The organism is Zhenhengia sp. (genome assembly GCF_046966505.1).
GTDB classification, from domain to species: Bacteria; Bacillota; Clostridia; order Lachnospirales; family Cellulosilyticaceae; genus Zhenhengia; species Zhenhengia yiwuensis.
Genome location: NZ_JBKVCH010000002.1, coordinates 44,866 through 60,059, shown reverse-complemented (window position 1 = coordinate 60,059; position 15,194 = coordinate 44,866). Strand labels below are relative to the sequence as shown.

The 15,194-nt window shown below is 34.2% G+C and carries 12 protein-coding genes; 9 read left to right on the top strand and 3 right to left on the bottom strand.

All coding sequences use genetic code 11. The annotated features are described in order from the left end of the window. Nucleotides 1-87 precede the first annotated feature (87 nt). Nucleotides 88-834 (top strand): 2,3-diphosphoglycerate-dependent phosphoglycerate mutase, encoded by a 747-nt coding sequence (gene gpmA / locus ACLTBU_RS02705; protein ID WP_412217429.1) that lies wholly within the window; start codon nucleotides 88-90, stop codon nucleotides 832-834. A 78-nt stretch (nucleotides 835-912) separates the two neighbouring features. Here gpmA and ACLTBU_RS02700 read toward each other — a convergent pair whose 3' ends face one another. From ACLTBU_RS02700 to ACLTBU_RS02690, 3 genes are read right to left on the bottom strand one after another with little or no spacing between them, the layout of a single operon-like run. Then, nucleotides 913-2,757, bottom strand: a complete 1,845-nt coding sequence (locus ACLTBU_RS02700) for an ABC transporter ATP-binding protein (protein ID WP_412217426.1) — start codon at nucleotides 2,755-2,757, stop codon at nucleotides 913-915. Next, nucleotides 2,747-4,483 (bottom strand): ABC transporter ATP-binding protein, encoded by a 1,737-nt coding sequence (locus ACLTBU_RS02695; protein ID WP_412217423.1) that lies wholly within the window; start codon nucleotides 4,481-4,483, stop codon nucleotides 2,747-2,749. Before ACLTBU_RS02695 ends, ACLTBU_RS02700 begins: the two co-directional genes overlap by 11 nt. A gap of 3 nt (nucleotides 4,484-4,486) precedes the next feature. Continuing rightward, nucleotides 4,487-4,930: a MarR family winged helix-turn-helix transcriptional regulator gene (locus ACLTBU_RS02690; RefSeq protein WP_249333236.1), complete on the bottom strand. Its 444-nt coding sequence runs from the start codon at nucleotides 4,928-4,930 to the stop codon at nucleotides 4,487-4,489. A 263-nt stretch (nucleotides 4,931-5,193) separates the two neighbouring features. Between ACLTBU_RS02690 and secA the strand changes: the two genes are divergently transcribed. The 8 genes from secA (at nucleotide 5,194) to ACLTBU_RS02650 (ending at nucleotide 15,193) form a co-directional block, all read left to right on the top strand. After that, nucleotides 5,194-7,773, top strand: a complete 2,580-nt coding sequence (gene secA / locus ACLTBU_RS02685; RefSeq protein ID WP_412217419.1) for a preprotein translocase subunit SecA — start codon at nucleotides 5,194-5,196, stop codon at nucleotides 7,771-7,773. A 193-nt stretch (nucleotides 7,774-7,966) separates the two neighbouring features. Then, on the top strand, nucleotides 7,967-8,533 hold the full coding sequence (locus tag ACLTBU_RS02680) for a hypothetical protein (RefSeq protein WP_412217416.1): 567 nt from the start codon (nucleotides 7,967-7,969) through the stop codon (nucleotides 8,531-8,533). 28 nt (nucleotides 8,534-8,561) lie between these two features. Next, on the top strand, nucleotides 8,562-8,918 hold the full coding sequence (locus ACLTBU_RS02675) for a hypothetical protein (RefSeq protein ID WP_412217413.1): 357 nt from the start codon (nucleotides 8,562-8,564) through the stop codon (nucleotides 8,916-8,918). Between the two features lie 359 nt (nucleotides 8,919-9,277). Next, the gene (locus tag ACLTBU_RS02670; RefSeq protein WP_412217411.1) at nucleotides 9,278-9,931 is read left to right on the top strand and encodes an MFS transporter; all 654 of its coding nucleotides are present in this window, start codon (nucleotides 9,278-9,280) and stop codon (nucleotides 9,929-9,931) included. Nucleotides 9,932-10,320: 389 nt separating this feature from the next. After that, entirely contained in the window at nucleotides 10,321-11,043 is a 723-nt protein-coding gene (locus tag ACLTBU_RS02665) for a LytR/AlgR family response regulator transcription factor (protein WP_412217408.1), read from the top strand. A gap of 347 nt (nucleotides 11,044-11,390) precedes the next feature. After that, entirely contained in the window at nucleotides 11,391-12,302 is a 912-nt protein-coding gene (locus tag ACLTBU_RS02660; protein WP_249333223.1) for a sensor histidine kinase, read from the top strand. A gap of 491 nt (nucleotides 12,303-12,793) precedes the next feature. Further along, nucleotides 12,794-13,987 (top strand): MBOAT family O-acyltransferase, encoded by a 1,194-nt coding sequence (locus ACLTBU_RS02655; protein ID WP_412217404.1) that lies wholly within the window; start codon nucleotides 12,794-12,796, stop codon nucleotides 13,985-13,987. A gap of 12 nt (nucleotides 13,988-13,999) precedes the next feature. Next, complete coding sequence (locus ACLTBU_RS02650) at nucleotides 14,000-15,193, top strand: DHHW family protein (RefSeq protein ID WP_412217401.1); 1,194 nt, start codon at nucleotides 14,000-14,002, stop codon at nucleotides 15,191-15,193. Nucleotide 15,194 lies beyond the last annotated feature (1 nt).

Below are 15,194 nucleotides of genomic sequence, written 5' to 3'. Positions count from 1 at the left end.
TACAGGGCTTTTTGTGCTCTTTTTGGACTTATTTACATAGAATGGATAGGAGGTGAAAAACTATAACGAGGTGAAAGGAGTGAAAAGGTGATTCAATTAGTACTTATTAGGCACGGAGAAAGTATGTGGAATCAGCAAAATAAATTTACAGGCTGGACAGATGTAGAGCTCTCAGAAAATGGTCTTATAGAAGCAAGAAAAGCAGGGATTGTTCTGAAACAACATGGTTTTACTTTTGATGAGGCTTATACCTCTATGTTAAAGCGAGCTATCCGCACCTTATGGATTATTTTGCATGAAATGGATTTAATGTGGATTCCTGTGCAGAAGTCCTGGAGGCTCAATGAGCGGCACTATGGTATGCTTCAAGGACTTAATAAGCAGGAGACTATAGATAAATATGGCGAGGAGCAGGTGCATGAGTGGAGGCGCTTTGTAAATATTAGTCCGCCACCTCTTACAACAGAAGATACTAGATATCCAGGAAATGATATAAAATATCAGGGACTTACCAAAGAGGAACTTCCTCTTACGGAGAATTTGGCAGATACAGAAAAACGTGTACGGGAAGAATGGGAAGAACATATTTTACCAAGTCTTAAAGTAGGTAAAAAGATTATTATATCTGCACATGGTAATACTTTAAGAGCACTAGTTAGATACTTAGATAATCTTTCAAGTGATGGCGTAGCCAATCTTAATATCCCTACAGGAACGCCTTTAATTTATGAATTTGATGAAACTTTACAGCCTATTAGACACTATTATTTGTCTATAGAAGGCGAATTGCCACCTAGTACTGTGCAAAAGTATGTACACGATAACTTGCTATAAAGTAATTTATTAAACAAAAAAGCTGATGCTATCCTTTCGGTGTAGGAGAGTAGCATCAGCTCTTTTTGTGTTATTTTATTAAGCTGATTGATCGAATTGGCTGTTATAAAGATCAGCATAAAGGCCACCTTGACTAAGGAGCTCTTCATGAGTACCTTGTTCCACAACAGTACCAGCTTTCATAACAAGAATCTTATCAGCATCTTTAATAGTTGAAAGTCTATGGGCAATAACAAAGTTTGTACGGCCTTCCATAAGACGTGTCATAGCATTTTGAATATAACTTTCTGTACGTGTATCTACACTACTTGTTGCTTCATCTAGAATAAGAATAGCAGGGTTAGCAAGGATAGCACGTGCAATAGTAAGAAGTTGTTTCTGACCTTGAGAAATGTTAGAAGCCTCTTCGTTAAGGATAGTATCATAGCCTTGAGGTAATGTACGAATAAAGTGGTCTGCATGAGCAGCTTTAGCAGCATTAACTACATCTTCAAAGGTAGCATCTTCCTTACCATAAGCAATATTATCCTTAATGGTACCTTTAAAGAGCCAGGTATCTTGGAGTACCATACCAAATAAATGGCGAAGCTCCTCACGTGTTAAATCTGTAATATCCACACCATCTACTTTAATCTTACCGCCATTTACTTCATAGAAACGCATAAGGAGGTTAATAAGTGTAGTCTTACCAGCACCAGTAGGACCTACAATAGCAATAGTCTGACCTGGTTCTACATCAATATTCATATCTTTCATAAGAAGGTGGTCTTCTTCATAGCCGAAGGCAACATGTTCAAATGTTACACTACCTTTAGGTTTTTCAATATGAACAGGACGTTGAGTTTCTGGCACAGCTTCTTGTTCATCTAATACTTCAAATACCCTTTCAGCAGAAGCTACAGTAGATTGAAGGATATTCGCAATGTTAGCAAGCTGATTGATAGGTTGAGTAAACTGTCTAGAATACTGAATGAAAGCTTGGATATCACCAATTAAGAGACGTCCTGTAACAGCAAGAAGTCCACCAACTACTGAGATAACTACATAGCCAAGGTTGTTAACGAGGCCCATAAGGGGCATAACAAGACCAGACATAAACTGAGCTTTCCAACCTGATTCATAAAGTTCATCATTAATTTTAATAAAAGTATCCACGGATTCTTTTTCATGTCCAAAAGCTTTTACAACGCGGTGACCTGTATACATTTCTTCAATATGACCATTTAAAGCTCCTAGTGCATTTTGTTGACCTGAGAAGTATTTCTGAGATCTTCCAATAATCGGCCTAATGACAAAAATACCTAAAGGTAAAGTAATTAAAATGACAACTGTAAGAAGTGTACTAATACTGAACATCATCACCGTTACACCAATGAGGGTAACAGCAGAAGTAATAAGCTGTGTAATACTTTGTTGAAGGGTATTACTAATGTTATCCACGTCATTCGTAATGGTACTTAAAACATCACCATGAGGATGGCTGTCAAAATATTTTAGTGGAAGACGTGCAAGTTTAGCATTCACATCTTTACGAAGTGTAAAGACTGTACTTTGGGCTACACCTGCCATAAGGTATTGCTGTAAATAGTTAAAGAAAGCACTTAGAATATAGAACCCAGCAAGTAGCATAAGAATTTTACTAAGAGCAGTAAAGTCTATACCACCAGTACCACTTGTGATTCTAGCAACACCTTCCACAATAGTATTGGTAGCACTACCAAGGATTTTAGGGCTTGCAACAGCAAATAAAGTACTGAGACCAGCAAGGACAAAAATAAGGATGAGTCTTGGAAACATAGGTTTTAAATAATTTAAAAGACGTTTCATAGAACCCTTGAAATCTTTAGCTTTGGCACCACCTAGAACCATGCCATGGCCCATAGGGCCACCATGACCACCTGGACGTTTTGGCTTATTTTCCATTTTCAATCTCCTCCTTTGAAAGCTGAGATAGAGCAATTTCTTTATAGACATCACAAGTATTAAGAAGCTCTTTATGTGTACCTTGGCCTACAATTTTGCCGTCGTAAAGTACAAGGATTTCATCTGCGTCCATAATAGTACTTACGCGTTGAGCTACAAGGATGACAGCAGAGTTAGTTGTTTCATGCTTAAGGGCTTTTCTAAGTTTAGCATCTGTCTTAAAGTCAAGGGCAGAGAAACTATCATCAAAAATATAGATTTCAGGCTTACGAATGAGGGCGCGTGCAATACAAAGACGTTGCTTCTGACCACCAGACACATTAGAACCACCTTGAGCGATATAGCTATCTAGGCCATCTTCCATTTCAGATACGAAGTCACGTGCTTGTGCCACTTCAAGTGCCTGCCAGATTTCTTCATCTGTGGCATCTTCTTTACCATATTTCATATTGTCACGGATTGTACCATTAAAAAGAATAGCCTTCTGTGGTACAAGCCCAATTTTTTTGCGAAGCTGTGCCTGAGTCATATCTTTGACGTCTATGCCATCTACTAATAGTTGACCGGATGTGACATCATAGAATCTTGGAATAAGACTAATAAGTGTAGATTTACCAGAACCTGTACCTCCGATAATAGCCGTTGTCTTTCCCGGTTTTGTATCAAAGGTAATATGTGTTAAAGCAGGCTCTTCGCTGTTAGGATATGCAAAGGTCACATCTTTAAAAGTAACTTCGCCATGTATCTTGCAGTCTACATCACCAGATACGCTATCTTGAATCTCAAAAGGTGTTTCAAGTACTTCGTTGATGCGTTCAGCAGAAGCAGCTGCTCTTGGAATAAGCACAAACATCATAGTTACCATTACAAGGGCCATCATAATTTGCATAACGTATTGAATAAAGGCAATAAGGCTACCTACTTCAAAGGCACCAGCCTGAATACGAATACCACCGAACCAGATAAGGGCTACAGAAGTTAAGTTCATAATAATCATCATACTAGGCATAAGAACAGCCATAATTTTGTTAACCTTGATGGCTGTCTGCATAAGGTCACTATTAGCATCATCAAAACGTTTTTGTTCATAAGGTACTTTGTTAAAAGCACGAATAACACGAATACCTGTTAAATTCTCGCGTAATACTAAATTAAGTTTATCAAGCTTTACTTGCATAGATTTAAAAAGAGGCATACCAGAACGTGCTACAAGCAAGATGACTACTACTAAAATAGGAATTGAAATAAGTAGAATAACAGAAAGCTCTAAGTTAGTAGAAAGAGCCATAATAAGCCCACCAATAACCATTAAAGGTGCAGTTACCATCATACGTAAGGACATAAGTACAACTTGCTGAACTTGTGTAATATCGTTGGTAGTACGGGTAATAAGGGAAGAGGTACCGAGCGTGTTAAATTCACCTAGTGAGAAAGACTCCACCTTAATGAATAAATCCGTTCTCAGGTCACGGCTAAAGCCCATAGCCACCTTAGCAGAATTAAGGTTGGCAAATACCATTAAAGCACTTCCTATAAGGGCTACAAGAAGCATTAATAGACCTATGCGTAGAATATAACCTGTATCTCCTGTACCAATACCTACGTCTACGATTTTAGACATAAGTGCGGGTAGGAAAAGGTTGGCAATGGTTTGTAAAAAAAGTAATAATAAAGTTAAGAGTGCAGTACCTAAATAAGGTTTTAAATACTTAGCTAGTCTAAGCAATTTTTATTCATCTCCTTTCAACTCAGCATCTATTAAATTTTGGCGTACCTGCATAAGCAGGCGCTTAAGAATGATTTTCTCTTCTATGCTAAAGTTTTCTGTGTAAAGAGCTTCTTGACTATCATGAATTAGTTTTAACTCCCTACATACAGAATATCCTTTATCAGTTAGGAAAATTCTACATACACGTTTATCCTCAGTATCACAGGCTTTGCGAAGAAGGCCACCACGTTCCAGGCGCTTAATAGCCATGGTAATGGTTGAAGCTTTTACTTGAAGCTTTTCAGCTAAAGTGCCCTGACTTACTCCGTTTTCATGATAGAGGCAAAGTAAGAGTCTAGGTTGCCCGGGGTAAAGGCCATACTTTTCAAGAATAGGGTGGCTTTGGCTAAAACTAAAGCGTGCAATTTCAAAAATTAAATGATTAATGGTATCTGGAGCAGACATAATAGCCTCCTTTGAAAATAGTTAGTCAACTAACTATATATCGAAATCATAAGAAAATCAATGAATAAAATATGAACAAAAAATGAAATTTATTTTCATAACTAAAAGAAGAGTGGGATTGATTATGGCTATAATTGGATAATAGGGATAGTTGTAATAGTGTATAATATTTGATATACTTAGAGTTAGCGTTTTATTAGAGAATGACAGGATATAATATCAATTATCTATATACATAACATAGAAAGAAGAAGGTGAAGATTTTGAAGAACTTAGTAGAGAAAATTTTTGGGACTCATTCACAACGTGAGCTCAAAAGAATAGAGCCAATCGTAGCTAAAATTGAGTCTTATGATGAGGCAATGCAAAAGCTTACAGATGATGAGCTTAAAGCTAAGACAGGGGAATTTAAAGAACGCTTAGCAAAAGGCGAAACATTAGACGATATTTTACCAGAAGCTTATGCTGTATGTCGTGAAGCAAGCTGGCGTGTACTTGGGATGAAACACTTTAGAGTACAGCTTGTAGGTGGGGTTATTCTTCATAATGGGCGTATTGCAGAGATGAGAACAGGGGAAGGTAAAACATTAGTTGCTACACTTCCATCGTATTTAAATGCCCTTACAGGTAAAGGTGTACACGTTGTTACAGTAAATGATTACCTTGCACATCGTGACGCTGAAGAAATGGGTAAACTTCATAATTTCCTTGGTCTTTCAGTAGGTTGTATTTTAAGTGGTATGGAAAATGACGAAAGACGCGAGGCTTACAACTGTGATATTACTTACGGTACAAACAATGAATTTGGTTTCGATTACCTTCGTGATAACATGGTACTTTATGCAGAGCAAATGGTTCAAAGAGAACTTAACTATGCCTTAATCGATGAGGTTGACTCTGTTCTTATTGACGAGGCTCGTACACCTCTTATTATTTCTGGTAGTGGTTCAAAATCTACTCATCTTTATAAAGCAGCAGATATCTTCGTAAGACGCCTTAAAAAAGGTCAGCTTCTTGGAGAAGAAAGTGCTATGGCATCTCTTATGCGAGAAGAGATTGAAGAAGAAGGCGATTTCATTGTTAATGAGAAAGAAAGAAATGTTACACTTACTGCCGATGGTGTAAGAAAAGCAGAACAATATTTTGGTGTTGAGAACTTAGCAGATCCAGACAACATGGAAATTCAACATCATATTAACATCGCTCTTAAAGCACATAACTTAATGCATCTTGAAAAAGACTACATTGTAGATGAAAAAGGTGAAATCGTAATTGTAGACGAATTTACAGGTCGTCTTATGGATGGACGTCGTTATTCAGATGGTCTTCACCAAGCTATTGAAGCTAAAGAAGGCGTGGAAGTTAAAAAGGAAAGTCAAACACTTGCAACTATTACATTCCAAAACTATTTCAATAAATATAATAAAAAAGCAGGTATGACAGGTACAGCTTTAACAGAAGAAGGCGAATTTAGAGATATTTATGGAATGGACGTTATCGTTATTCCTACTAATAGACCAATTCAACGTGTGGACTATCCAGATATGGTATTCAAAACAGAAGATGCAAAATTTGCAGCTGTTATTGAAGATATTAAAGAAGCACATGCAAAAGGACAACCAGTTCTTGTTGGTACCGTAACGATTGATACATCAGAACATCTTAGCAAACTCCTTAAAAAAGAAGGCATTAGACATCAAGTACTTAATGCGAAATACCATGCAAAAGAGGCAGAAATTATCTCTGAGGCAGGTAAAAAAGGTGCTGTAACAATCGCAACCAACATGGCAGGTCGTGGTACAGATATTAAACTTGAAGAAGGCGTACAAGAACTTGGTGGTCTTAAAATCATAGGTACAGAACGTCATGAATCAAGACGTATTGATAATCAGCTTCGTGGTCGTGCAGGACGTCAAGGTGACCCAGGTGCATCAAGATTCTACTTAGCACTTGAAGATGACCTTATGCGTTTATTCGTACCAGAAACAACAATGAAAATGTTTGATGCACTTGGCCTTCCAGACGATGAGCCAATTGAACATAAAATCCTTTCAAAAGCAATTGAAAGAGCTCAAACTAAAGTAGAAAGCAATAACTTTGGTATTCGTAAACATCTTCTTGAGTATGATAAAATTATGAATGATCAAAGAGAAGTTATCTATGGTGAACGTTTTAAAGTACTTAAAAACGAAAACCTTAGAGATAACGTTTTAAGAATGACTAAAAATACTATTACTAAAGCTGTAACAAATGCTACAAATGGTATTGAATATGCAGAAGACTGGAATCTGGCAGCAATGATGGATCACCTTTCTACAATCATTCCATTTGAAGAAGTAGAATTCACAAAAGAAGAACAACAAAACCTTAGTGCAGATTCTCTTATTGATCTTCTTTACAGCAAAGCTGTAGAGCTTTATGAAGGTAAAGAAGCTGAAATTGGTGAACAACTTCGTGAGATCGAACGTGTTATCATGCTTAAAGTAATCGATCAAAAATGGATGGATCACTTAGATAATATGGATCAAATGCGTCAAGGTATTAACCTTCAAGCATATGGTCAACGTGACCCACTTATTGAATACCGTTTCTTAAGCTTTGATATCTTCGAAGAAATGACAGAAAACATTCAAGAAGAAACTGTAAAAGCACTTTTCCACATCCGTGTACAACCTCATCAAGAAATTAAACGTGAAGCAGTTGTAAAAGTTACAGCTACAAATCATAAAGATGAAAGTTTAGGTGCTCAGCCAGTAGTGAAAAAAGAAAAAGTAGGCCGTAACGACCTATGTCCATGTGGTAGTGGTAAAAAATACAAACAATGTTGTGGACAACATGAATAAATAAAATGAAAGAGTGTATTAGGAATTTCCTGTGCACTCTTTTTTGCTGTTTTAAGTATAAATTAAAATTAGATAAAAATAATATCAAATTTAGGGTAAAATTAGATAATTTAAAGGAGTTCTATGATATAACTTGATAATAAGAAATGTGAGAAGCATTATGAGCTAGATTAGTTTACATAGGGGGAAGCTAATGAAAGAAATAAGGAGGAAGATTGCTACTTATCTATTCCATTCTAATACCATATTTGTACAGTTAGTACTCTTTACATTAATAGTAAGTATAGTGCCAATTGGAATTATTGGTTCATTGTTATTTAGCCATCTTTCAAGTTCGGTAGAGGCAACTCTAAGTGAGTCCTATTCACAGATTGTAAAACAATATGTAGCAAATATGAATGAGGGGTTATTAAGGTACCAATATCGTTTGCATCAGATAGCAGATAATACGATTATTATAGATGAATTACTAAATAAAGAGTTGGATACTAACCCTTATGTAAAGGGGAAAAAGGTTACAGTAGAAGTAAGAAAATGCCTAGGTGTAGAAGATTATAATAAGTTTAGAAATTGTATGGTTTATTCAAATATAAAAGATGCAAAAATATATGGGGATAAAGTATCGATGATAGAAGAGGCACGAAAAGAATCTTGGTATAGTGAGGATAGGATTTTAAGTGAAGGGATTTTTATTTACTTAAGTGTAGATAGACAGGAAAATATATTATCTTTAATTGAACCTATCTATTATATTAATTGAGATGGCAATAAAATGTGATTTTGACGTTATGGGACATATTACATATCCAATGAGATACTTATATGAGCAATTGCAGATATATCCTAATATGAATTTATTTAAAGAGCCTATAGAAAGACTTTATAAAATCTTAATTGAAAGAGGAAGGGGAATAGAAGTCAATGCTTCTGGCTTTTTTCAGACTATAGGTAGATCTATGCCAGATTTAGATTTAGTGAAACTTTATAAGCAATGTGGCGGAGAGATTATTACAGTGGGGTGTGATGCACATTATTTAAGACATATTGGATGTGCAGTAAAGCTTGGATTAGATGTAGTAAAAAGTGCAGGGTTTGATTACATCACTACATACGAGCATAGACAGCCCCAGTTTAAACGGATATAAGAATAAATTGTAAATAATTATTAGATAAATAGGTGCAATGATGATAAATAAAATAAGCAGTAAGAGGACATATATAGTGTTTATTGCTTTTAGCATTTGTATGATTGTTTTAGGGGCGAGTGATAGCCTAAGAGGCATATTCTCTATTGTATTTCAAGACTACTATGAGTTAAGTAGGACTCAACTTTCTATGATTATAACTATAAGTTATTTGGGTAATTTAGTTTTTTTACTTTGTGGAGGAAATTTTCTAGATCGATTTAATAAAAAATATGTTTTTATTTCAACTTTAAGTATATGGATAATAGGCGCGTTATTATTTATTAGGGGGGAATAGCTATATATCTTTATTACTTGGCATGTTTTTATGTACAGGTGCATCTACATTATTAAATACAACAATTAATATTTTAGTGCCAGCTATTTTTGCCGGTGCTCCAGGGCTTATTGTAAATGTATTATTTTTTATTCAGGGAATTGGAACAAGTGGCTCTCAAAATATAGTAGGTAGATTTGCAGCAGATATCTCTTATTGGAAGATGGTTAATATAGTATTATTAGGGGCCTCACTTATAGGAATGCTATTTATGTTTTATTCTACCATTCCAAAGGTAGAGCAGAAAAAAGAAACCATTTCCTATGTACATATTATCAAAAACCCAGCGTTTATTTTTTATATTTTAATATTTGGGTTTTATTTTATTGCTGAACACGGTATTTTAAATTGGTTTATGTTATATGGCATCAATGGTTTAGAATTAGAATATGATAGGGCCTCTTTTTTTCTTTCTATCTTTTTCGGGGGGATAACATTAGGACGATTAATGTTTGCACCCTTAGTCCAAATGCTAGGTGTACAAAGAAGTGTCATTGTATTCGGATTAATAGGGGGACTACTTTTATATAATAGGCATAGCTGGTGGCATAAAAACAGTGGTGTTATTAAGTGGTTCAGGTCTAATCCTTTCTATTCTATATCCTACTTTAGTTTTGATGATTCAGAGCTACTATGATAAGGAATGTATTGCATCTGCTACAGGCGTTATTATTAGTATTGCTACTCTGTTTGATATTATTTTTAATCTAGGGTTTGGTAAGATTGTAGATACTCTAGGAATGAGGCAATCATTTTATATATTACAGATAAGTATGTTGTTATTTTTAAGTAGCTTAATATTTTTTCATAAGAAGGTTAAAGTAGAAAAGTAAAGGTCTACTAGGATGGTTCAATGCTATTCTAGTAGACCTTCTTAGTTTAGCGGGAAAGCAATATCCTTATAACATAATGTCTACATGATTTTTCAGTATATTATATAATATAGATATAGCGTTATTTAAGAAAACAGGTATAATAAAAAAGAGACTAGATTTTGAAGCACCATTGTTACAAAGGAGAAAGAGGATGTTTAAAATTGCAATATGTGATGATGAACAGGCGATTTGTTCATATATCGAAGATATCATTTTAGAGTATCAGAGAGAAATCCATGTAGATGTAGAAGTTGAAGTATTTTACTCTGGTAAAGACTTATGTAGAGCGATAGATCATCAGCAACGTTTTGATTTAATCTTTTTAGATATTGAAATGAATCTATTAAATGGTATTGAAGTAGGAAAGAAAATTAGAGAAGAGCTAGATGATTATATTACAAAAATAGTATTTGTTTCAGGTACAGATACGTACTATAGACAGCTTTTTGAAGTACAGCCTCTTAATTTTGTTTCTAAGCCTATACAGCCATATAAGATCAAAGAAAATATTCGTTTGGCTATGAAACTTTCTGATCAGCTAGACGGATTATTTAGATACAAAAAGAAACATGAAAATTATCAAATTGATGTAAAGCACATCCTTTACTTTGAGAGTATAGGGAGACAGATTAGAATGGTAACAGTAGAAGGAGAAGGACAATTCTATGGGAAACTAGAAGAAGTACTTGCACAAGTTGCAAAATATCAATTTATACAAATACATAAATCTTATGTAGTCAGCTATAATCAGATTACTCAGTTTAAATATGAGGCTGTCATCTTATCAAATGGAGAGAGTCTGCCCATTAGCCAGTCCCGAAGGAAAGACATAAGAAATTTTCAGATGAAATATGAGAAAGAGAGACTAAGTTAATGTATTTTTTAGTAAGTATATTATTTATATATAATCTTTATAAATTAATGATGTTGTTTTTTGATAACACTAGGATAAATCGAAAAAAAGAAATTGTTTCTTATGTTATCTATTTTTTTGTAAATGTATTTATTAGTACATATTTTCCTATGCCTATACTGCTTGTGACAAGTAGTATTATAGGCTTCACCCTTATTTCTCTAAATTATAAAGCCAGCCTTAAGAAGAGAATTTTAGCAATATGCTTTATAGTCTTATTATCTGCATGTGTAGAGACTGTAACCGTTCAGCTTATATCTGGATTAAAGCTACAATTGTTTAGAAGGGATCAACCTGAGTTTAATTATATGTTTAGTTTAGTACAGTTAATTCTTTATTCAGTAACTATTATATTAGGTAAGTTTAAGAATATAAAAAAAGGTGAGCAGGTATCACCTCTCTACTGGTTTTTTATTACCTTTATACCACTGATTTCCTTATATATTATTTTATTACTGATGTATATTAAAGATATACCTGTGTTCTTAGCGAATATGGCTATTATAGGTATAATGGTGGTTAACGTTTTAACATTCTATTTATATGATAGAGTATCAGTTATGCATATAGAGAGAACAGAGAAGTTGTTATTAGAGCAACAAAATAAGTATTATGATGAGCAATTTAAGATTATGAATAGCTCTATAAAAGCAACACGAGCTATTAGGCATGATTTAAATAATCATATTGCAATTGTTTCTAGCTTAATTGAACAAGGGACATCACAGGAAGCCTTGCAGTATTTAAAGGATATTAAAGGAAGTTATAATCGAAATGGAAATTATGTTCAAACAGGTAATATTGCTATTGATAGTGTATTAAACTTTAAATTGCAAGAGGCAGATGGACAAAATGTCGATGTATCCTTTGACATCTCTATTCCTGACACAGTAGAAATACCTGCTTTTGATATTGTAACAGTTTTAGGAAACTTATTAGATAATGCATTAGATGCTACATGTAAGCTAGAAGATAATAGAAAGATTGATCTTCAAATGAAATATGATAAAGGTCGTTTCTTATTTAAAATAGAAAATACATATAATGGGCAAGTGTTAAAGCAAGATGGTATTATTTTAACTACAAAGCATAATAGTAGTAATCATGGTATTGGGCTTGAAAATGTACGAAAAATTGTAGATAAGTATGAAGGTATGATGGATATTGAGCATGATGAAAATAAATTTTCTGTAACATTTTTATGCTACACTAATGATTAAAGAAAATGCTTTCTTAGTTCAGTGCAAAACTTTGTATAGTTTTTGACAAAAACTCGCACAAAAATGTAAAAAGTGTAAAATAGTACTTGTTCAATGATATGTTAAGGGAAAATGTAGTAGCATGCTATAGTATAACTTATGAAAGATTTGGAATTTGAGGGAATTTCTAAGGCTTTTATAAAAAACAGGGTGCCTTTTAGAGAGTGGCAAAGGGTTTTATAGATTAAAGAGAAAAAGAAAAAACAGGATATCCGAGGGGGAGGATATCCTGTTTTTTTGCGTTCAGCTTTTATTAAGGTTCATTTCTTATAATAACATCAGCAATATTGATGAGAGGAGAATGAACTTATATGTTATTTTCAAGTTTATTATTTATATTTGTTTTCTTACCAATAGTTCTTGGTATTTACTATGGTATATTAAGAAAAAGAAAAATGCGTAATTTTTTTCTACTGCTAGTGAGTTTAGTGTTTTATGCATGGGGAGAACCCGTGTATGTATTTCTAATGATAGGATGTATAGGTGTTAATTATTTAGCTGGTAGGTGGATAGAGCAATATAGAAATGATCGAAAAAAAATTAAGAGAATTCTAGTATTAGCGGTTTCTTTTAACGTACTTGTGCTCATTACTTTTAAATATACTCAGTTAGCACTTCCAGTTGGCATTTCATTTTTTACTTTTCAGGGGATTTCCTATGTAGTAGATATTTACAGAGAAAGAGGTAAGGCTCTTAGAAATCCACTAGATGTAGGACTTTATATTAGTCTATTTCCGCAGCTTGTAGCAGGTCCTATTGTACGTTATGAGACGATTGCAGATGAAATTTATAATAGGTGTGAAAATGCAGAGGATATAGCTGAAGGTATTAAGCGTTTTATAAAGGGATTGGGTAAAAAAGTTATTTTATCTAATAACTTTGCCCTTATTGCAGATAAGGCATTTGGGCTAGATACTGGGACCATAACGATTACCTTTGCTTGGCTTGGAGCATTAGCCTATGCTCTTCAGATTTACTATGATTTTTCCGGGTATTCTGATATGGCAATTGGGCTAGGGAGAATGTTTGGATTCCATTTTAATGAGAATTTTAATAGACCTTATTTAGCGAAGTCTATTTCTGATTTTTGGCGTAGATGGCATATTTCGCTTGGGTCATGGTTTAGAGATTATGTGTATATTCCTCTAGGTGGAAGCAGAGTAGGGCCAATAAAGCTTATACGCAATCTTTTTATTGTATGGGCTTTAACTGGCGCTTGGCATGGAGCGAACTGGACATTTATTGTATGGGGGCTTTATTTTGGCTTATTTGTTTTAGCAGAAAAGAGTTTCAAGCTAGAGGAGAAATTAAGTTGTCATAAAATAATAGCACATCTATACACCTTAATAGTGGTCTTAGTAGGCTGGGTTATTTTTAGAGCGGCTACACTAAGTCAGGCATTTACTTATATTAAAGCTATGTTTGGATTAACACATAATGCGGTATTAGGCAATCTAGGAGCTTTATATTTATTAGAGAATTTTATTTTAATGTTTTTAGGGATTATCATGCTCCTGCCTTTTAAACGAGTGCATAAACAAAAGGAAGCCCCTCTTTATCTTGTAGGTCTTGGTATAGTTTTTTTAATTGCAACGGCCTATCTTGTCAAAGGGAGCTATAATCCATTTATTTACTTCAATTTTTAGGAGGGAGAGAGTATGAAGTTATACCATAAGATAGTTATTATAGTATTTAGCTTAGTCATTAGCATAGGTGGCCTATTTACTATAGGAGGTAATATAAAAACATTGGCAAAAACGACATGGAATAGTATGAAAGTCGGTTGGCAAAAAGAGCAGGATGTATTAGGGGTAATAGAGGGGTTTACAGAAGGGATAGAAACAAGCCTTACAGAATCATTTTGGCTTAAGGAAAAGTATATCGATTTATACGGACTAGTAGAACGTTTATTAGGTAGAACTTATATAAGAGATGTAAATCCTTCTCTTGTAGTTGTAAAAGATAATCATGAGCAATTACAGTTTTTGACTTTCTCAGCCGACTATACTGAGGAAGTAGAAAAGATAGATAAGCTAAATAAGATACTTCAAAAGAGTAATACGCCTTTACTTTATGTACAGACGCCACTTAAAATAATAGAAGGTTTTACACAGTTACCTTCATCTGTTCAGGACTGGTCAACAGAAAATACAGATAAACTGTTGCAATCGTTAGAGGATAAGGGAGTAGATTATTTAGATTTAAGACAATCTATAATAGAAGATGGTCTTAACCTAGAAGAATTGTTTTATAAGACAGATCACCACTGGACTACCCATACAGCTTTCTGGGCTATGGAACAAGTTGTAGAAAAACTTGAAAATGAGTATGGTATGGTGTTAGATATAGAAAAGAATTATACGGATATCAATAAGTATAAAGCGACAGAATACCCAAACTCCTTTTTAGGGTCACAAGGAAGAAGAGTGGGAAGGCTCTACGCAGGTGTAGATGACTATACGCTTTTGACACCTTTATTTGATACCAACTATAACGTGGAAATTCATAAGAGTGATTCTGTTACAACTTATGAGGGGGATTTCGAGGAAACTATTATTAAAACAAATCTACTAGATGAGAATGAGAGCGTCTATACTAACCGCTATGCAGCTTATTTTGGGGGAGATTATCCAGAGGTAAGAATTGAGAACCGAAATAAAGCAGCTGGACACAAAGTACTTATTATAAAAGATTCTTTTGCTCTACCTTTTAGTGCATTTTTATCTACTATGTTTGCAGAAACACGTTTGTTAGATTTAAGATATTATGATGCGGGTAAATTAGAGAGTTATATTGAAGAGTATAATCCTGATGTAGTATTATTTGTTTATAAATCTTTAAAAATGGAGTAAA